This is a genomic window from Aliivibrio thorii (assembly GCF_057368585.1).
Map to the genome: position 1 here is coordinate 748227 of NZ_CM170655.1, position 18369 is coordinate 766595.

At 35.7% G+C, this 18369-nt stretch carries 16 protein-coding genes and 1 pseudogene; 10 read left to right on the forward strand and 7 right to left on the reverse strand.

Going from position 1 to position 18369, the window contains the following annotated elements; all coding sequences use genetic code 11:
* The first annotated feature begins 317 nt into the window (after window positions 1–317).
* Window positions 318–2597, forward strand: coding sequence for a hypothetical protein (locus tag AC2IP4_RS17455; RefSeq protein ID WP_375319911.1), 2280 nt, complete (start codon window positions 318–320; stop codon window positions 2595–2597).
* A gap of 209 nt (window positions 2598–2806) precedes the next feature.
* Here the strand turns inward: AC2IP4_RS17455 and AC2IP4_RS17460 are convergent.
* Window positions 2807–3658: pseudogene (locus AC2IP4_RS17460) on the reverse strand (ISAs1 family transposase).
* A 327-nt stretch (window positions 3659–3985) separates the two neighbouring features.
* Between AC2IP4_RS17460 and AC2IP4_RS17465 the strand changes: the two are divergent.
* From AC2IP4_RS17465 to AC2IP4_RS17490, 6 genes are all read left to right on the forward strand, one after another.
* Window positions 3986–4483: a hypothetical protein gene (locus tag AC2IP4_RS17465; protein WP_375319910.1), complete on the forward strand. Its 498-nt coding sequence runs from the start codon at window positions 3986–3988 to the stop codon at window positions 4481–4483.
* Window positions 4484–4761: 278 nt separating this feature from the next.
* Window positions 4762–5529, forward strand: a complete 768-nt coding sequence (locus tag AC2IP4_RS17470; RefSeq protein WP_375319909.1) for a 1-(5-phosphoribosyl)-5-[(5-phosphoribosylamino)methylideneamino] imidazole-4-carboxamide isomerase — start codon at window positions 4762–4764, stop codon at window positions 5527–5529.
* The gene (locus AC2IP4_RS17475) at window positions 5519–6553 is read left to right on the forward strand and encodes a hypothetical protein (protein WP_375319908.1); all 1035 of its coding nucleotides are present in this window, start codon (window positions 5519–5521) and stop codon (window positions 6551–6553) included. Before AC2IP4_RS17470 ends, AC2IP4_RS17475 begins: the two co-directional genes overlap by 11 nt.
* Window positions 6554–6597: 44 nt before the next feature.
* Window positions 6598–7278 carry an HAD family hydrolase gene (locus AC2IP4_RS17480; protein WP_375319907.1) on the forward strand — a complete coding sequence of 227 codons (681 nt, stop codon included), beginning with the start codon at window positions 6598–6600 and terminating at the stop codon, window positions 7276–7278.
* Window positions 7260–8570 carry an adenylosuccinate synthetase gene (locus AC2IP4_RS17485; RefSeq protein ID WP_375319906.1) on the forward strand — a complete coding sequence of 437 codons (1311 nt, stop codon included), beginning with the start codon at window positions 7260–7262 and terminating at the stop codon, window positions 8568–8570. The genes AC2IP4_RS17480 and AC2IP4_RS17485 overlap by 19 nt, the downstream gene beginning before the upstream one ends.
* A complete protein-coding gene (locus tag AC2IP4_RS17490; RefSeq protein WP_375319905.1) occupies window positions 8567–8998 on the forward strand; it encodes an NUDIX domain-containing protein in 432 nt (143 codons plus the stop codon). The genes AC2IP4_RS17485 and AC2IP4_RS17490 overlap by 4 nt, the downstream gene beginning before the upstream one ends.
* A 20-nt stretch (window positions 8999–9018) precedes the next feature.
* On the opposite strand, the gene AC2IP4_RS17495 is transcribed toward AC2IP4_RS17490, so the two are convergent.
* The 4 genes from AC2IP4_RS17495 to AC2IP4_RS17510 form a co-directional block, all read right to left on the reverse strand.
* Window positions 9019–9438: a transposase domain-containing protein gene (locus AC2IP4_RS17495; protein WP_486310774.1), complete on the reverse strand. Its 420-nt coding sequence runs from the start codon at window positions 9436–9438 to the stop codon at window positions 9019–9021.
* Window positions 9439–9557: 119 nt separating this feature from the next.
* Window positions 9558–10106 (reverse strand): disulfide bond formation protein B, encoded by a 549-nt coding sequence (locus AC2IP4_RS17500; RefSeq protein ID WP_105055669.1) that lies wholly within the window; start codon window positions 10104–10106, stop codon window positions 9558–9560.
* Between the two features lie 8 nt (window positions 10107–10114).
* Window positions 10115–10270: a DUF5993 family protein gene (locus AC2IP4_RS17505; RefSeq protein WP_219843872.1), complete on the reverse strand. Its 156-nt coding sequence runs from the start codon at window positions 10268–10270 to the stop codon at window positions 10115–10117.
* Between the two features lie 499 nt (window positions 10271–10769).
* Window positions 10770–11243 carry a hypothetical protein gene (locus AC2IP4_RS17510; RefSeq protein WP_486307330.1) on the reverse strand — a complete coding sequence of 158 codons (474 nt, stop codon included), beginning with the start codon at window positions 11241–11243 and terminating at the stop codon, window positions 10770–10772.
* 399 nt (window positions 11244–11642) lie between these two features.
* On the opposite strand from AC2IP4_RS17510, the gene speF reads away from it, so the two are divergent.
* Both speF and potE read left to right on the forward strand, forming a co-directional pair.
* Window positions 11643–13835, forward strand: coding sequence for an ornithine decarboxylase SpeF (gene speF / locus AC2IP4_RS17515; RefSeq protein WP_375319903.1), 2193 nt, complete (start codon window positions 11643–11645; stop codon window positions 13833–13835).
* Window positions 13836–13888: 53 nt separating this feature from the next.
* Window positions 13889–15208, forward strand: a complete 1320-nt coding sequence (gene potE, locus AC2IP4_RS17520) for a putrescine-ornithine antiporter (RefSeq protein ID WP_375319902.1) — start codon at window positions 13889–13891, stop codon at window positions 15206–15208.
* 152 nt (window positions 15209–15360) lie between these two features.
* Here potE and AC2IP4_RS17525 read toward each other — a convergent pair whose 3' ends face one another.
* Together AC2IP4_RS17525 and AC2IP4_RS17530 are read right to left on the reverse strand one after the other, a co-directional pair.
* A complete protein-coding gene (locus AC2IP4_RS17525; protein WP_375319901.1) occupies window positions 15361–15972 on the reverse strand; it encodes a toxin-antitoxin system YwqK family antitoxin in 612 nt (203 codons plus the stop codon).
* 212 nt (window positions 15973–16184) lie between these two features.
* On the reverse strand, window positions 16185–17054 hold the full coding sequence (locus AC2IP4_RS17530) for a LysR family transcriptional regulator (RefSeq protein ID WP_375319900.1): 870 nt from the start codon (window positions 17052–17054) through the stop codon (window positions 16185–16187).
* 113 nt (window positions 17055–17167) lie between these two features.
* Here AC2IP4_RS17530 and AC2IP4_RS17535 point away from each other — a divergent pair, with 113 nt between their 5' ends.
* Window positions 17168–18361 carry an MFS transporter gene (locus AC2IP4_RS17535; protein WP_486310775.1) on the forward strand — a complete coding sequence of 398 codons (1194 nt, stop codon included), beginning with the start codon at window positions 17168–17170 and terminating at the stop codon, window positions 18359–18361.
* Window positions 18362–18369 lie beyond the last annotated feature (8 nt).

Sequence of the window (18369 nt, forward strand, 5' to 3'; positions counted from 1 at the left end):
ATAAGGCAGCTTTGGCGCAGTCTTATGTATTTACTAGATTTATTAAGGCAGTTATTATTAATCGGTTTCTTGATTTTTCCAATTACCAATACGCGCTTAGATTTAGGGAGAGTCATATTACAATTAGTTTAGGTCTGATTTTTACATTAGAGTTAATTGTCATATTTAATTAAATGGAAAAGAGGTAACGCTTGCAGTGTATTGGTAGAGCGCTGATTTACTAAACCCGCTAAACATATCATGCATTTATTTAGGTCATTAAATTGTCACATATCTAATCGTATATTATGTGCGGGCTTTAAGTTTAGGTAAGTGAAATGAGACTAAAATTAGTAATGAGTTTATTTTTTATAGCCTTACCAGTATTTGGTAATTTGAGTAGCTATCATTATTCAATAGAGAATTATCAGTCATATTTATATTCTCGTAATATAGATATGAATGACTTTCTCGTCGATTTAGGGAATAAACTTGATTTAAGTGATGAATTTGTTCAGGTGGAAAGAGTGGCTCAAAATGCAGTCTCTAAACCAGCCCAAAGCTCAGCATTTAAAGCGGCAGCAACCAGTTTTAAAACGACAAACTCTATGGTAGGGGCATTAAAAGACACAAGTGAAGGCTCTCTACTTATCCTAGAGCAATTAAATTCGGATGTTTATCAAGAATACAAACAGGCTCTTTCTTTTCTTCCTGAGAGCCAACGAGCTAGTGCATCAGAAATGCTTGATCGACTTAGGGCGGCTGAAGATAAATTAAAAAGGGCTAAAGTTAGCGCTGAAGAGGCGAAGATTACAGGAAAAAAACTGTTTAAACTTCAACGAATAGAACAAAATACTATGCCTTTACTTCACAGTTGGAAGTCAGAATCTTTAAATGTAAAGAATGAACTAACCTCTGCTTTTGAAGAGCTTAAGGATATTAAAAAACAACATGTTCAATTACAGAAATCATTGTCTGTAGCAGCAAGAGGGGAAAAAAATACATTACGATTAAAGTCGTTAATGAAAAGTATGAAAATGCTAAAAGGGATTACTGCTTCATTAGGCGCATTAGGTGATGTTATGTCAACGGTAACCGCAATTGTTGACGCTGTTGATCCAAAGGAGAGTCGAGTTAACATCTCAGGTTCATCTGATAATGATGATTTAATACAAGCAAGTAACCGAGCGATAAATTTAAATACGGCAATGGTTGAGTATTATGTTGAAACGGCAAAATTGCGTACAGAAGCTATCTATCGATTAAACGATCGCTTAAGTAACCCAAGTATACGCTGGCTTAATTTAGTCTATCTAATTGAAGAGGCGCATGCTCTTTATGGCGATGGGGATTGGCCAATTTTTGGGGCTGGAAGTTCGAGTCAATTTACTTCTGTTTCTATCAATTTTGCAGATGTTAATATTGGGCCTCTTATCGGTGAAATTAATCATTTAAGTGTGACTACGCCTATTTTATCTGAAAGTACCTTCCCCGCTCTTTTGGCTGAACCTTTTGTTGGCACTGGAGGTATTGTAACTAATCAGCTTTTTTTAGCGAATCTAGCCGGAAAACAACAAGCACAGTTAAGTAAACTTAGCGCAAAAATAGAAGGTAATAGTGCGGCTACTTCTGATGTTATTAATCATTCGGTTTATAATTTTATTAACACTGAAAAATCACTATCATTTGAACTTGAAAAATACCGAGAAGCGGTCAATCTTCTCTCTCACAGTATATTAAATGTATTCGAAGAATTAATGAAAGAGAGTAATGTAGAAAGAGGCCTTCCTTTTTTTTTACTTCATGAGGATGACAAGTGGAGCGTGCTGCAACGCTTAATTCAATATGCCAATGCACAATCGAATACTTATAACCGACATGGTGCTTTTTCTCTTTTTTCTCCTATAGGTTATGATATTTTCTTAAATGAAGAACGTATTCTTGAACAAACGACGGCGGCTTTTTTCTTTCTTATTCAAAAAGTAGGAGCGGAAGGGAGCGATTTTGAACGGGAAGCTTATCGTCGAACAGAGAGCATTAAAGAGTCAATATTTGAACACTGGGCTCTCTCTGAGTCGGTAAGAGTCGGGACTTCATATATCCATCCCCATTTGGTTTTTTCTTTTTTGAACTTTAGTATTGCGACGACCCCTGGCCCATTTTATGAAGACGCTGTCAAGATGACTGAGAGGTTGTTTTCTCCCGAGAATCCTTTTTTAGATATTGTTGAATATTATGAACGCTACCGAGAAGAGAGAAGGTTAAACATACCACCTATAAATATAGCGGGTCCGATTCTAACAGGAGACTCATCTTTTAGCTCAACGACAGAATTTGGTGTAAAAAATATACCTAGTCATAACTTACGATCTTACTTTAATAGTGAGTGGGAACCATCACGCACTCCTGAAAACAATTTTCTTTCACAGTTCCGTCATCAGTTTTCTAGACATTTTTATGAAAGTTGGTCAGGGGCAGGGTTTGATGAAGTTCAGGATCCGATAAGTAAAGAGTGGGCATATGTATATGGGGCAACAAGTACTAGTTATTACTCCCCTTTTTATATATTCCGTTCAAGCTATTATCGTGACTGGGAAAATCATATTACAACGAAATAAACAGGGTGACTATTTTATTATCTTAACGAGTAAAAGTAGCTATGGATTAATAATAAAGTAAGTGAGTCTTAAGTTTTGCGCCCTTTTCAGGGCGCGATCACACTTTATTTTAAATTCCTAGAAAATTAAGCGTAACTCTATTTTCATATAGCAGTAATAATATCTCAACATCTCGTCGTGCCATTGCATCAGGGCGACCGCATGAGTGTTTAGATTTTAGCCATACTATTAAAACCAGCGTTCAATACTGCCTCTAACATAGAAGTATTCATCATGCAGCGTTTCTGCTTTCCGACAATACTAAGTTTAGTTGGCTCTTCTCGAAGCATATTCAGACTCATATGGCGCAAGCAAGCTACGTTTTCTGCGCCATGATCCTTGTATATCTGACACGCATCTTCATTCATACTAACATCAAGTACCCAATGCATAAATTCAATACCCCAATGCTCTCTAACCGCATTAGCAGCCTGCTCTGCACTCAGTTTAACGGTACTCTAAATCTAGTTTCTTTCCTTCCTCAAAACGAAAATTTTCAACCATTACTATGCTTTTTAGGCTAGCCCAACGACTGAAGTCACCCTCAAGTTTTTTACTCCCTACTACATAACATTGACGTGATTCGATGCGTCCATGACTTTCTTCAAAAACAACAGTATCTGCTAGGTTTGCTCGTTCTTTTGAAAATGCTTTTTCTACTGCTTTACGAAGCTTTCCTTGATTGCTTTTTACTGCAAGTAAGTAGTCTCCGCCCTTGTCAGTAATGACTTTTGCTATCTTGGTTTGACATGCCATTGCATCGATAGTTATCAATGCTCCCTTTATGTCGAGCATCTTTATTAGTTCAGGTATTGCCGTAATTTCATTTAAAACAATCCATTGCGTTTAAACCAGTCATGATGGCCAAGGATGTATTCACGAATATCGAACCACCCTTTAGCTCCAGCGATTACCGAGCATAAAGAGCCAAATAGAACCTCAAACAGGCAATAAGTAGTTTTCGCACTTTGGCGTTGGTCAGTGACCGTGTGAAAATGCTTTTTAAAATGGTCAATATGCATGATGCTCTCCCTAAAAAGGAAGTATATGATCACAACTAAATGTGATCGTCAAATCGATCCTTAAATTGACTAAAAAACGTTCACGATCTCACCCTAGCCATTGCATAGCTTAAGAAAATGTTTATTACATATACTGAGGAAGATATAAAATCAAACTTGCATTTATTACTAATATGGTAAATATCTCACAATAACTATAGATATTGTCTATAGTGGCAAAGTATAAAAATGATATATATTGGGAGCGTTCCCATTAGGGGGGCTTTAGAGCAAATAAAACAGCCCCTCATTATTTTTTATGTTATCGAAAAATAAAAAAGGATATATATGAAACGATTACTGTTATCAAGTATCTTGCTCATCTCTTCATTTTCTAGTTTTGCTACTGAAGAAATATTTGAATCAAAGAGATGGAAACAGATAACACTAGACTCAAGTATTGATCCATACTTTTCTGATTTAGATCAAATTTGTAATGAAAAATACGTTGATTCACGCGCACCAAACATCTCAGATCTACTCAATTTTACAACGCCCTTTAAAAATGAACAAAATAAGCGCCCACAACTTTATACATTTCTCCGAGAAACTTTTGATTTAGCTGATATTAATGACCCTCAAATTCAAGCTGTTTTTAAGTTAAATGAAGGGTATCGAACTATGACTTTGCCTTTTTACTTTAAAGATTATTATAGCTACTATAACTCAAGCACTCTGATTTTAATCTCTAAAAATGAAAAAGACGAATTTGTTATTCGTCTTCCTTTACTAGACGCAACAGGGTCTAGTCCAAGTCTTATCAATCTAGTCCCCTCTTTAGGCTGAGAAAAGTTATTCTGTATCAAATAATAATTAGAATATTATAAAGGCCGTTAATCTGAAGCGATCTACAATCGTTAGAAAACAAATTATTGGCAGTCTTTCTTTTCGATCGCGATTACGTTTTAATTTAAATTAGGTTAAAACTATTCATCACTTCATTGTCATATGGTAGTAAGGGAAACTCTAATATCATAATACTAATTTATTACCTAACGAAATATGATAGTTTGTCGCTTATATGATAGGCCTATATATAAAAATAATTTAGATGAGGAGAATTAATGAGCATCTTTGAATTATATCCATCGTTAGACATAGTTTCAGGAAAAGCATTAACGTCTAAATCAGCAATAGAAATAACACAAAAAAAAGGGAATAGAATAAAAGAGATAGGAAGCCCTATAGATATAGCTTTTGCTTATCAAAATTTAGGCGCTGATTGGATTCATATAGTAGATCTTGATGCCGCATCAGGTAAAAAAGATAACAGTGATATTATTGTCAGTATTATTGAGAACAAAAATATTAAAATGAAAACACAAATATGTGGCGGAATTAGAACAATTGAACAATTAGATAAGTATATAAGTGCAGGATGTACAAGAGTAAACATTAGTTCAATGGTCTTTGATAAACCAAAGCTATGTGAGTTAATTTTAAAAGAATATGGGGATAAAGTAGCTATCGCATTAGATGCTAAACTAGTCGGTTTTAACTATCAACTAACGACTCAAGGCTGGAATAAATTACAAGGTAGTTTGTGTTCTACTATTGAATGGCTTGAACAATGCGGATGTACTCGCTATGTAGTTACCGATATAAATAGAGGAGGGATGATGAATCACCCTAATATAGAGTTACTTAATAAAGTACTAAAAATGACTAATAAATCCATTGTTTCTGGAGGTGGTATATCCAATCTAAGTGATATTAAAAATTTACAATCTATTGGGGTTGAGGGGGCAATTCTAGGGCAAGTAATTCATACTAAGAAGCTTCCACTTTGTCAATTTATTAATGAAGCTAAAGTATTAAATTATGCACATTAGATTATCAGATGTTGGTATTTTAGGTGATGTAAGGTTTCCTAAAAACTTAATAATCGCTGATGACGGTTTTTTAGAACGTCATTTAAATATAAAGATAATGGATGGTTTTTTATTATCAAGAGGAAAACGATACTACTCTGAATTAATATGCAATGACTTAGTTATGGATGTGAAAAAATATCACAATGAATACAATACTACAAATTGCTTACCTTATAAGTACATATTACTTGATCACGCATTAAATGGAATGGTTCGTTTATTGGATATTTTAGCATCTTTCAATGAAGTTAAATTAATCAATTATTATATTGATAAAATAAAAGAATTATCCGTTTTAATTATTAACTTTTTCATAGGGAAAAGGCTGTCTTCTCTGTCTGATTATTCTATGGATTTCCCTAAGTATCTTGGATTAAAAAAAACAAGGACGTATCTAGAAGGTGATAATCACCTTTTATCATTATTGTCTGTAATGCAAATGCCAGCATCAAGTGTATGTGTAGGCGTATTATTTGGCGGTGCAGTAAGTGCTTCGATTTATTCTGCTTATCATCATTCTCAACTCAATTATGTGAAACTGTCTTGTTATGACGATGCGAGCTTCAACAGTGAAAATTTATGGGGGGCAGAGATTAATAGTAATACATCCGTGCTTATCTTAGATGATAACTGTGGCACCGGTAAGACTTTGATGTTGGCACAACAAATGTTAAAAAATAATTATCAGATTAATGCCAAAATTGCAGCAATAGAACTTCACTGGGAAAAATTATTAAGGGTCAAAGGGTATAGGCATCAAGATGTTGTTTTTGATACGGGTTCTTTAGATTATTTAACACCATTGAGTGTTAGGCATCATCATTTATTAAATCAATTTGTCACTAAAAATGAACAAATAACAATGCACCAAACAAGTGTTAAGGAATGGGTTGAATACTCACAAATTATTCTAAGTTTATTAGCTGATTTAGGAGAAGTGACTCCGGATCTAGAACAATTAAAAAATGCTTGGATTAGATGAAGGTAATCAGTACATATTAAAAATTTCGATTCTAAAGGACTTATATGAAAGCTCACATTATTTGGGACTGGAACGGTACGCTTTTGAATGATTTCCATGTTTCTCTTTCTGCTACAAATCAGGCATTAATTGGTATTGGTTGCTTACCTCTTACACCTGATGAGTATCGTTCAAATTATAGCGTACCTGTTCATGATTTTTACTATAACGTGTTAGGTAGAACTCCAACCAGCGAGGAGTGGAGAAAAATTGGTCAAATATTCAATAATATATATAAACTAGAAATTCTTAATGCTTTACTCGCTGATGAAGGAATGGAGTTACTTCAAAGCAGAAAACATCAATCAATATGCTCATTAATGGAACATAATCTTTTAGTTCGTATGCTAAACAATTTTCAAATTTCCCATTTATTCTTAGATGTTCACGGAAGAATAGATCCTTTGTCAAAAGAAGGAAAACATAAACATTTGGAGCAACATGTTCATAATTTATTGAGTAAACACTCTGTAACGAGAGAGGAAATTGTAGTGATAGGTGACACAGAAGATGATGCCAACTCTGCATATTCATTAGGAATTCCTGCAATTCTTTATTCTGGAGGTACCTATAGTTATGAACGTTTGGTCAATACAGGGATCCCTGTAGCTAAGACATTGAAAGAAGCCGTTTATCTTGCTGATAATATAATAAAAGAGAGAAATTTATGCTTAAAGCCGTTGTAGGACTTCAATTTGGAGATGAAGGAAAAGGGAAGTTTGTCGATTTTTTAGCCTGTGACTACCAACATATAGTGAGGTTTAATGGTGGAGCAAATGCTGGTCATACTGTTATCGTTAATGGGGAGCACGCTGCATTTTCACAAATACCAGCCACAGTTACTGATGGTAAATCTTTATATATTTGCCAAGGAGCTTTAATCAGTATGGAAAGAATGATCCAAGAGATCGATTTTATTCATTCAGTATGCCCAAATAGTAAAATTTATATTGACCCTCGATGCCATATTGTCATGCCGATTCATGTTCAACTAAATAAAGCCTCAGAAGTATATAAAGGAGAAAAAAAAATAGGATCTGTTGGTGTTGGTGTCGGTGCTTGTTTTGAAGATAAATCGAATCGTGTTGGTATACGACTAATAGACCTTATTGATGAGGAAACACTAAAAGATAAACTACAAACTCTTTGGGAAATAAAAGACAAACAGATTTCCAATGTTTTTGGTGGGGAATTAACGCTTTGTTTCTATCAGGAGTTAAACCGTTTATCTCTATTGGGAAAATGGCTTCAACCTTATTTTTGTTTTACTAATGACCTTATCAAAAAACTTCTAGATAATGGTACTGATGTATTATTAGAGTCTTCCCAAGCCACTTTTCTTGATAACAGCTTTGGCACTTATCCATACACAGTCGCTTATCAAACATTAATTCAGAGCTGTTTTACATCAATGGGAGTTCCAGCTGAAAAACTTAATGTATTAGGAGTAATGAAGTCTTACATGATTAGAGTTGGTAATGGACCATTGCCAACAGAGATAAATGATGAGCAAGCTCTCTATATTAGAGAAAGAGGGAATGAATTTGGCACTGTTTCTAATCGTCCTAGAAGGTGTGCATGGCTCGATTTAGCGCTTATTGAACATGCAATTGAATTAAATGGTGTTAATGAAGTAAGTATAACAAATGTAGATGTACTATCTAACATACAAAACTTGAAGATATGTGTCGGATATCGCCTTAACGGGTTAGAAGTATGTATAAATGAAGCTTTACTACACTTCGACCATGTTGAGCCTATTTATGAACAGTTTGATAGCTGGCCTGAACTTTATGGCACTTATTATTGCATAGATGATTTACCATTTAATTTAATAAAGTACCTTTCGTTTATCCAATCGAAAATAAGTGCAGATATACGGTATATATCTTATGGACCAGATAGAAATAAAACGCTTAGAATTAATTCTGGGGAATTTAAAGCACAAATAAAAATCACAATGGAGACAATGGTATGATTTCATATGTTACTGGGTTCATGTTTTCTCAAAATATTAAAAATGTAGCATTAATCAAAAAAATAAAACCGACATGGCAAAAAGGGCTATATAACGGCATAGGGGGGGAAGTAGGGTGTAACGAGACAACATCAGAGGCAATGGTTCGTGAATTTGAAGAGGAAACAGGAGTAAAAACACACCCTGATGAATGGACGTTATATACCATCATTACTTGTCAAAATGAATATGAAGTATCCTTTTTCTTTATGATAAGCAACCAAGTTTACACCGTTCAAACCATTGAGAAAGAAGTTGTTTCTATTTTTCAAGTAAATCAACTTCCTGAAAATATCATTTGGAATCTACGTTGGCTAATTCCACTTGCGCTAGACCCCAAACTGACTTTTCGAGCTCCCTTAATATTAAACGAACTTTCAAGAACATAAATAATGATTATAGAAGATAGTTACAAATAATAAACTGTATTAAGCAGCTTCAAACCGCAAACTTCATCAAAGCCTGACTGTTGCTCCCATTGTTGCGCTGTAGTTTTAAATAAGTAGCGCATAGGTTTATCACCGAGACGTTCTTTTCTCTTGATAATACTGCTTGTTGCCATAGGCGTGAATTTGCCATCCACATCAGGGAATGCCAACTCCAACTTGTCACAGACATCTTGAATAGAGCGATTACGCTGGAGCCCAATCCCTAGAACTAGCCAAACAGCTTGATCTGCGGGTAGTCGGCGTTTTCGGAGCGATGTTCGTTCCGTTTGTTGAATCGCCTCTTCAACCCACTCCAAAGGAATATGTTTACTGAACACATCGATTGGACGTTCGTGGCAAAACTCTGCGGTCACTTGTAACTCTTTTGAAAATTCAGACATAAAAAATCGGCCGTAACTTACGTTACGACCGATTATGAGGCCTATGGAGGATCGTTCAAGTAGCTAAACGGTCGGCATTAGCTAATTAGTGCCGTTTTATTGTTTGCTAGTTACTAAGATTAGCTAAACATATCCAATAACCAGTAGCTTACAGGGTTGTCTGGACATTGATATGGACCGCATTCAATGAACGTAGAGAGCACATTGATTAACACTGCTACAATCGCCAAGATACAAGCAAATTTACCAAATGTACCCATTTGATAGACTTCAGATGACCATTCTTTATTCCAAAGCATAAGTAAGACGGCTACACCAACAATTGTCATCATAAAGATTACAAACGCCCATGTGTAATAATGCATACCTAGGATTGGGCTACCAAAACCTGGAGTTCCAGGTATGACGTGTAAAGATACTTGGCGTAGTGCAGTTGCTGCGCCGAATAATGCACCAATTAGGATTACACCGTAGTGTCGCTGCTGTGTACCATAAATAATGTTTAGCATGAAACCAAACATCACCATAACAAAGCCAATACGCTGTAAAAGACAAAGCGGACAAGGCAGTTCATTCCAAGCAACTTGAAGTACAGAACCCATCAGTAATACAAACGTAATACCAAGCAGTCCCAAAATATTAAGTAAGGTTACGTTTTTACTATTCATATGTTCACCTACAGTAAGATAGACAGAGGATCTGTCGCGTGATGATGAAACCAATACAAGCCAATAATGACAGAGGCGGTAAATAAAACGTAACTGAGACTTTTTTTGCCACTAAACGCGCAGAGCATCGCAACGAGTAGAAGCAAGAAGATTAAACTCATCATAAGTTAACACTTCCTTTAGTTAAGGTTTAATTGATTACCCTAAATCCTATATTGGATTTATGAGTACCTGACTTTAGTTTTACTTTCGAGATCTTAAATATAGGCTGAAAATGACATAAATTCATATAATTAAATGTAATGTTCAGACTGATCTACTTTTCGAGAGCTAGTTTAAGAGATGTTAAGGGAAAAGGAGAGCTTTTTTCTAAGAGTTAAGTGTTTATTTCTTAGTCATAGATAAATAAAAGATGATATTATAACAAGGATAAATAAAAGGAGAATGTCACATTCAGTGAGGAGTCAATGATTAACGTTTTAATAAATAAAATAGTAATCATTAACTCTGGTAAAGTCTAAGTGAAATAAATAATGATAGGATTAAATTAACAATATTAAATTCAGAAAGGTAAAATTATTTTAATTACCAAAAATGGAATGTAATTTTTATGTTTTAGTATTTTGTTTCTTATTTTTTATAGTCTTTATTTATAATTCAGCTCTATTTTAAATCAATTGGTGTTTGTTTTTTTGTATATAAATAATGAGATAAATAAATTCCTCTATTTTGCCAGGAGTAATATCTTACGGCCGAATCTTTACTTGAATACATTGTTTTTTTACATTTCATACATTCGATAAAATATATTCCTTCTTTTATTTTCATAACATGAAGCTTTCTTGAATGACATTTAGAACAACTTAATCTGTTTATTTTTGATGCTTTGTCTATTTTTCGACAAAAACTTTCTAGATCATCATTTTCTAATGATTTATATATACCTTTTGAATTTTCCTCTTGTGAAATCAAGTTGTTAAGGGCGTATGAGTAGATCGCTGGTATGTTACAAGTATTAGCCTCCATCCTATTTATTTTTGATAACGGTACTCCAAATAGTTTTGAAAGATATGCAGTATTCAATTCAAGTAAAAATCGAGCAGCAATGAACTTATAATGGGTATTAATATTATACATAGTCATATCCCTATAATATTTAAATTAACTTTAATTAAAGTAATGTATTTAAATATAATTAATCTTTATGTTTAATCTTTAGCCATTAATCTGTGGCTTTTTTAAGAATATAAATTACAGGTTAGAAAGATGCAACCGTATATTTACAGGATGCCATAAGTGTATTTTTTGTTAATTCTGGTTAATTTTAATAACATGAGTAATAGTGTTCATTATTAATATGCGTTCGCGATTAACACTTTTTAATTAATAATGAAAGTAATCTGATTGGACATTTATGATTGTCTTTTTTATTAATGTAATTAGTGTGAGTTAGATCAACAAATTACTCTCTATGTTGTTTTTAGTATTTTAATTACTTTAATTTTCTCCCCGTCATTCAAACAGAAGAAATTAATTATGAAAAATTTAAGCATTGCGATAAGTAATAATCTTGGTGATTACTTCATGCCTCTCGCTGATATGTTAGTTGAAACGTTTAATCGAGAATTAAGACCTATTGATACAGTGGCGCTAACAGATGTTAGCGCAGTGATTTTGTCAATTGAGGATGTGTCGGGAAACGTACATAAGCAAATTGAAGAAACGTGTTATGGCATTCCAGTGTTTGTTATTTGTGGTAATGGAACACGCCAATTGTGTTCTTGTGATTATGCGAAAGTAACCAGTGTGATTGACTTAACTCAACAATCTATCTCGTATTATTGCCGACAAATTAACGAAGCGGCGCATAAATACGAGTCAAAAGTTTTGCCACCGTTTTTTGAAAAGATTACGCGATATGTTGATCAAGGGAATGCCGCATTTGATTGCCCGGGGCACCAAGGTGGTCAGTTTTTTAAAAAGCACCCTGCGGGTAAGCAGTTTTATGATTTCTTTGGTGAAAACTTATTCCGAAGTGATTTATGTAATGCGGATGTTGCACTAGGTGATTTACTGATCCATGAAGGGCATGCGTGTGCAGCACAAAAACATGCAGCAAAAGTATTTAACGCAGATAAAACTTATTTTGTTCTTAACGGAACATCAGCATCAAACAAGGTTGCTTGTAATGCTATTTTAACCCCGGGGGATTTAGTATTATTTGATAGAAATAATCATAAATCAAATCACCACGGTGCATTATTTCAAGCTGGCGCACTTCCTGTTTATTTAGAAACGGCTCGTAACCCTTACGGTTTTATTGGTGGTATTGATGAGCATTGTTTTGATGAAAGTTATATTCGCGACCTCATCGCAAAGACCGATCCAGAAAGAGCAAAAGAAGAACGTCCATTTAGAATGGCGATTATTCAGCTAGGTACATACGACGGTACGATTTATAACGCCCGTTTTGTTATGGATAAAATTGGTCATTTATGTGATTACATTTTGTTCGACTCTGCGTGGGTAGGGTATGAACAATTTATTCCTATGATGAAAGACTGTTCACCACTGTTATTGGATTTGAAGCCTGAAGATGCGGGAGTACTTGTTACTCAGTCCGTTCATAAACAGCAGGCGGGCTTCTCTCAAACGTCTCAAATTCATAAAAAAGACAGTCACATCAAAGGGCAAGCTCGCTATTGTAATCATAAGCGTTTCAATAATGCCTTTATGATGCATGCATCAACCAGTCCATTTTATGCGTTGTTCTCAGCATTGGATGTGAACGCGAAAATCCATGATGGTGCTTCTGGTCGTAAGCTGTGGCATGAATGTGTGAAAATTGGTATAGATACTCGTAAAGAGTTATTAAACAGTTGTGAATACATTATTCCGTTCATTCCTGAAAAAGTAGATGGACAATTATGGCAAGAATACGATACCGAACTCATTGCTAATGAGAAAAAATTCTTTTTATTTAATCCAGAAGATACGTGGCATAAGTTTGAAGGTTATGGAAATGAACAATACTTTGTTGACCCTTGTAAGTTATTGCTAACAACGGCCGGTATTAATGAACATGGTGGTTATGCTGATTTTGGTATCCCTGCAACCTTATTGGCTAACTTCTTACGTGAAAATGGCATTGTCCCTGAAAAATGCGATTTAAACTCAATTCTGTTCTTACTTACACCAGCAGAAGATATGGCAAAAATGCACCAGTTAGTGGCACAAATTAATCGTTTTGAACAATTTGTTAAAGATGATGCGCCATTACAAGTGGTATTGCCAACCGTATATGAAGCTAATAAAGAGCGTTATAGAGGATATACGATTCAACAATTGTGTCTTGAAATGCACAATATGTACCGAGAGTTAAATGTAAAAGAACTGCAACGTTGTATGTTCCGAGAAGCTTATTTCCCTGAGATGAAAGTCGTTCCTCAACAAGCGAATACGCAGTATTTCCGTGGTGATTGTGAATACGTTGAATTAAAAGCAGCTACGGGTCGTATCGCAGCTGAAGGCGCTCTCCCTTATCCACCTGGCGTGCTATGTGTGATCCCTGGTGAGGCATGGACTCCTGAAGTCACTCAATACTTCTTGGCGTTAGAAGAAGGGATTAACCAATTCCCAGGATTCGCTCCTGAAATTCAAGGTGTTTATTTAGAAGAAGTAAATGGCCGAACAACCGCATTTTGTTACGTCCTTAACGAATCAAATTAATAACTAATGAGCACGGTGGGAGCCTCCTTCCGCGCCACTTCAGTGGTGAACTTATGACACAAAAATCAAAAATGGGCGTAGTGCAGCTTACCGTCCTAACTTTCATTAATATGGCCGGGTCCGGCATTATTATGCTGCCAAGTAAATTGGCACAAGTAGGCTCGATTTCAATTATTTCATGGCTTGTGACTGCTATAGGGTCTATGAGTTTAGCTTATGTATTTGCTAAGTGTGGGCGATTTAGTAAACGTCCTGGCGGCATGAATGGGTATGCATCTTATGCTTTTGGTGATTCAGGTGCTTTCATGGCAGGGTGGACTTATGGTCTATCTTTACTAATAGCGAATATTGCCATTGCCATTACTTCAGTTGGTTACGCCCAAGCTTTTTTTGAAGTTTCGTTAACGCCAATTCAAACTTGTATCGCTACAATTGGTGTTTTATGGTTATGTACCGCTGCTAACTTTGGTGGTGCAAAAGTGACTGGTCAGATTGGTACGTTTACAGTGTGGGGGGTGATTTTACCTGTATGTAGTTTAGGGATTATTGGTTGGTTTTGGTTTAGCCCTGAGATGTACGTTAACTCTTGGAATCCACATAGTTTACCATTTGGTGAGGCGGTGAGTGCTTCAATTGCCATGACATTATGGGCATTCCTTGGATTAGAATCAGCCTGTGCAAACAGTGATTCAGTTGAGAATCCAGAGAAAAATGTACCTATCGCAGTGCTTGGCGGTACGTTAATTGCGGCAGTGGTTTATATTGTATCTACTAATATTTGTGCTGGTATTGTTGAGAATGGTGCTTTAGCTGCGTCAACCGCGCCATTCAGTTTAGTATGGCAAGTAATGCTTGGCTCTTGGGCTGGTAAAGCAGTGGCCGGTTTAGCTGTAATCGCATGTACAGGGTCTTTATTAGGTTGGCAGTTTACCATTGCTTCTGTATTTAAAAGCTCTGCAGATGAAGGCTTTTTCCCAAAAGTATTTTCTGAAATTGATCAACGAGGAACACCAGTAAAAGGCATGATCATTATTACGGTTATTCAAACGGTATTATCGCTAATGACGATTAGTCCTACATTGAATGAACAATTTGAATCGCTAGTCAATTTAGCTGTGGTTACCAACGTAGTGCCTTATATCCTATGTATGGCAGCTATCTTTATTATGCAAAAGTTCGCTCATGTTAGTAAAAAAGAGATGAGTAAAACGAATTTTATTGCAGTAGTTGCTGCGGTATACAGTTTTTATGCACTGTATGGTTCTGGTTATGACGCCATGATGTGGGGTTCGATAGTAACCTTCTTTGGTTGGACTATGTATGGTTTTATCGCATACAAGCATGAAGATGTAGAAGCAGAAGAAATTAGATAGAAAGTGAATAAATCAATAACCCCCCCATTTCGACAGTGGTTGAAATGGGGGGGGTTATTATGTTATTTATAACTACGTAGACATAGAAAAGCCCTTAGCATGATACAGCGTAAGGGCTTTGATAAGGTTATTCTTTGTTAGGTAAGAAAGAGTTAACTCTCTGGCAACCATGTTTGTTCAGAAACGATCTTCTGGTTTTTGAACGTCAATTGTTCAACTTTATCGCCATGATTGTTCCAATGAGTGACTGAACCATCTTTGATTTTACCGTCATCATAATTGGCTTGGGTCGCTTTTTTCCCGTTAGCATAGTAGCTGGTGTATTGACCGTATTTTTGTCCATCATCGTAGCTGATGGTTAAATTCTTCTCGCCATTGTCATACCAACGGGTAGCTTGACCATCTAGCTGATTATTCTTGTAAGTAAATTCTGTTTTCTTTTGACCGTTTGCATACCAAGTTTGCATTTGGCCGTTTAACTTACCGTCTTTGTAATTAAGTTTTGAAGCCATTTGGCCATTTGGATACCAATTACTTTCGGTGCCAACTTCTAATCCTTTGTTGAACTGCGCTTTGGTTGAGATTTGTCCATTATCGTATTTTTGAACGAATGCTCCTGTGTACGGGCTTTCTTGGTTTACTTGATAAGCTACACCATTACGCATTTGTAAATAATTAACAGAACTGTCTTTTGGTGCTGTTGCTGCGTAACTGGCACCAGACACTGCACTTAGAGCAAGTAGAACAGGGATATATTTCTTCATAGTGGCACCTCATTTTTTGGCTAACATTTCACATTGAACGGCTGTGGTTTGGCCTATATTGCTTTCATCATTTTTATTTTTTTGATGTTAAAAGCTAAGCTGGTATTCAATATTTCATTTATTTTCATGAATGTCAGTACCGGATTTTGTAGTCATACATTTCATTTATGAGGTATAAATTTAGGGAACTTTTCGTGCTTCTTAAGGTAGTACTAGTGGTTTTGTTTTACAAAGTCTAAGAAGGTTCTGTCGGCTTTGGATAGGTAACCGTTCTTTCTCCATGCAATCGAAATATCAAGAAAAAGAGGTTCACTAAAAGGGATAGAGATAATATCTGGCTCGTTTGCGGTGGCTAACTCTAACAAGGCACTAATGGCGAAGTCTCGTTTTACAATTTTTAAAATCACAGGTAATAAGTTGGTTTCAAAAGAAAAATTTGCGGTTAGATTTTTCTGTTGGCAAATGGTGTCTAACCTTTCACGATGAAAATATCCTTGCTTAAACATAACGAGTTCTTGAGAGAAAAACTCTTTGAATGATAATGTTTTTTTGGTTGCAAACTCATGTTCAGGGCTGACTACTGCCACCATTTGAGAACGTAATAAATGGTCAGAATCGAGGGCGTCAGGTAAATCTCTTACTTGAGTAATACCAAGGTCAATTTCCCCATCAAGTAACATTTTTTGAATTGATTGAGCGCCTGCTTCTACCATTGTGAGTTTTAATTTAGGATAGCGGCTTTTAAAGGCCATCAGTACATCAGGAAAATAATAGGTTCCCATTATGCTAGGCACACCCAATCGAACCTCTCCTTTTTCTAGTCCTCTTAGTTCTTTCATAGCTAAAGTTGCATCATCCAACTGCTGTAGGATAAGTTTGGCGTGTTTAAGTAAGGTTTCTCCTTCATGAGTAAGGGTTATTCTGCGTTCATGACGACGAAGAAGTTCCAGTTCTAGCTGACCTTCAAGTTTTTTGATAGCAACACTTAATGCAGGTTGGGCAATGTATAACGCATTTGCTGCATGAGTAATGTTTTGGTGCTCGGCAACCGCAACAAAATACTTCAATAATCTTGTATCCATCTTAATTACTCACCATAACTAAAAACTATCAAATTAATAATTATTATATATTTTCACTATTTCAATGAACTTGCTACTGTTTTGATATTGTTTTCCTGATGATGATCACTGAGATGATTGAATTTCGTAGCCGAGCTTATTACCAAGTGAGTGCAGGATTGGCCTTTGGATCGTTTTTGGTATTTTGTAACCTATATTTATTTCAGCCTATGCTACCTGTTTTAGCTGTTCATTTTTCTGTTTCAGCAACTCAAATTAATTGGTTATTAGCAGCAGGTACATTTACTCTCGCTTTAATGCTATTACCTTGGGCTATTGTTTCTGAGATAATAGGCAGACGTAGAGTATTATTGATTAGTTTATTTTTACTGCCCGCGATTGGTTTGACGTCATTGCTTACGGATAATCTGATATTACTCATCATAAGTCGCGTACTAATGGGCTTTGCTTTAGGTGGATTTACTGCGGTGGCAGTTGCTTACATGGCTGAAGAGTTTTCGGGAAAGGCATTTAGTCATGCGATTGGTGCTTATATTAGCGCTAATTCATTAGGTGGGATCTCGGGACGTATTTTTGGGGGAATGATAACTGATCACTTTGATTGGCAGACCGCAGTTATTAGTATGGCAATACTTAGCTTAGTAGGCGCTATTGTGGTCGCTTTTGTTCTTCCTAAAGAGACACAATCTAGCACTAAAATGCCGGAATTATCTCAATATCATCGAATTATCTTTCAACATCTTAGAAATAAAAAGATTCTGTTTGCTATGTTGATTGGTGGGGTGAACTTTGCTTTATTTGTTAATCTATACACAGTGACAGGTTTTCGTTTAGTCGGTGCGCCTTATGTGTTACCTATTAGTATTGCTTCTATGATTTTCCTCTGTTATTTATCTGGTACTGTTAGTTCTCGATTAGTAGGGCTGTGGTGCCAACATTTTAGTTCGGTATCAGGGATGTTTGTTGGGTCATTATTAAGCTTATTGGGGATGTTCATTGCTAGTAATGAGTCACTTATTATGATCATTATAGGGTTGAATGTACTTAGTTTTGGTGCTTTTTTTACTCACTCTTTAGCTTATGGTTGGGTTAGTCAGCAAGCGGAAACCGCAAAATCTACAGCAACGGCTTTATATCTAGTTCATTATTATGTTAGTGGTAGTTTAGGTGGCTTTTATTTGATGTATTTCTGGCAACACGGTGGATGGGAAAGAGTGATATTAGGTGCTGGTGTATTATATGGTGTGATTTTTTGGTTATGTTGGCGTTTGTATCATTATACCCACACCAAGACAGTGTGGGCATAAAGGAAAAG

Excerpts from the sequence above, each read along its gene's own strand:
- AC2IP4_RS17455 (WP_375319911.1), top strand. The coding sequence starts at position 318 with ATGAGACTAAAATTAGTAATGAGTTTATTTTTTATAGCCTTACCAGTA.
- AC2IP4_RS17465 (WP_375319910.1), top strand. The coding sequence starts at position 3,986 with ATGAAACGATTACTGTTATCAAGTATCTTGCTCATCTCTTCATTTTCT.
- AC2IP4_RS17470 (WP_375319909.1), top strand. The coding sequence starts at position 4,762 with ATGAGCATCTTTGAATTATATCCATCGTTAGACATAGTTTCAGGAAAA.
- AC2IP4_RS17475 (WP_375319908.1), top strand. The coding sequence starts at position 5,519 with ATGCACATTAGATTATCAGATGTTGGTATTTTAGGTGATGTAAGGTTT.
- AC2IP4_RS17480 (WP_375319907.1), top strand. The coding sequence starts at position 6,598 with ATGAAAGCTCACATTATTTGGGACTGGAACGGTACGCTTTTGAATGAT.
- AC2IP4_RS17485 (WP_375319906.1), top strand. The coding sequence starts at position 7,260 with ATGCTTAAAGCCGTTGTAGGACTTCAATTTGGAGATGAAGGAAAAGGG.
- AC2IP4_RS17490 (WP_375319905.1), top strand. The coding sequence starts at position 8,567 with ATGATTTCATATGTTACTGGGTTCATGTTTTCTCAAAATATTAAAAAT.
- AC2IP4_RS17495 (WP_486310774.1), bottom strand. The coding sequence starts at position 9,438 with ATGTCTGAATTTTCAAAAGAGTTACAAGTGACCGCAGAGTTTTGCCAC.
- AC2IP4_RS17500 (WP_105055669.1), bottom strand. The coding sequence starts at position 10,106 with ATGAATAGTAAAAACGTAACCTTACTTAATATTTTGGGACTGCTTGGT.
- AC2IP4_RS17505 (WP_219843872.1), bottom strand. The coding sequence starts at position 10,270 with ATGATGAGTTTAATCTTCTTGCTTCTACTCGTTGCGATGCTCTGCGCG.
- AC2IP4_RS17510 (WP_486307330.1), bottom strand. The coding sequence starts at position 11,243 with ATGTATAATATTAATACCCATTATAAGTTCATTGCTGCTCGATTTTTA.
- speF (WP_375319903.1), top strand. The coding sequence starts at position 11,643 with ATGAAAAATTTAAGCATTGCGATAAGTAATAATCTTGGTGATTACTTC.
- potE (WP_375319902.1), top strand. The coding sequence starts at position 13,889 with ATGACACAAAAATCAAAAATGGGCGTAGTGCAGCTTACCGTCCTAACT.
- AC2IP4_RS17525 (WP_375319901.1), bottom strand. The coding sequence starts at position 15,972 with ATGAAGAAATATATCCCTGTTCTACTTGCTCTAAGTGCAGTGTCTGGT.
- AC2IP4_RS17530 (WP_375319900.1), bottom strand. The coding sequence starts at position 17,054 with ATGGATACAAGATTATTGAAGTATTTTGTTGCGGTTGCCGAGCACCAA.
- AC2IP4_RS17535 (WP_486310775.1), top strand. The coding sequence starts at position 17,168 with ATGATTGAATTTCGTAGCCGAGCTTATTACCAAGTGAGTGCAGGATTG.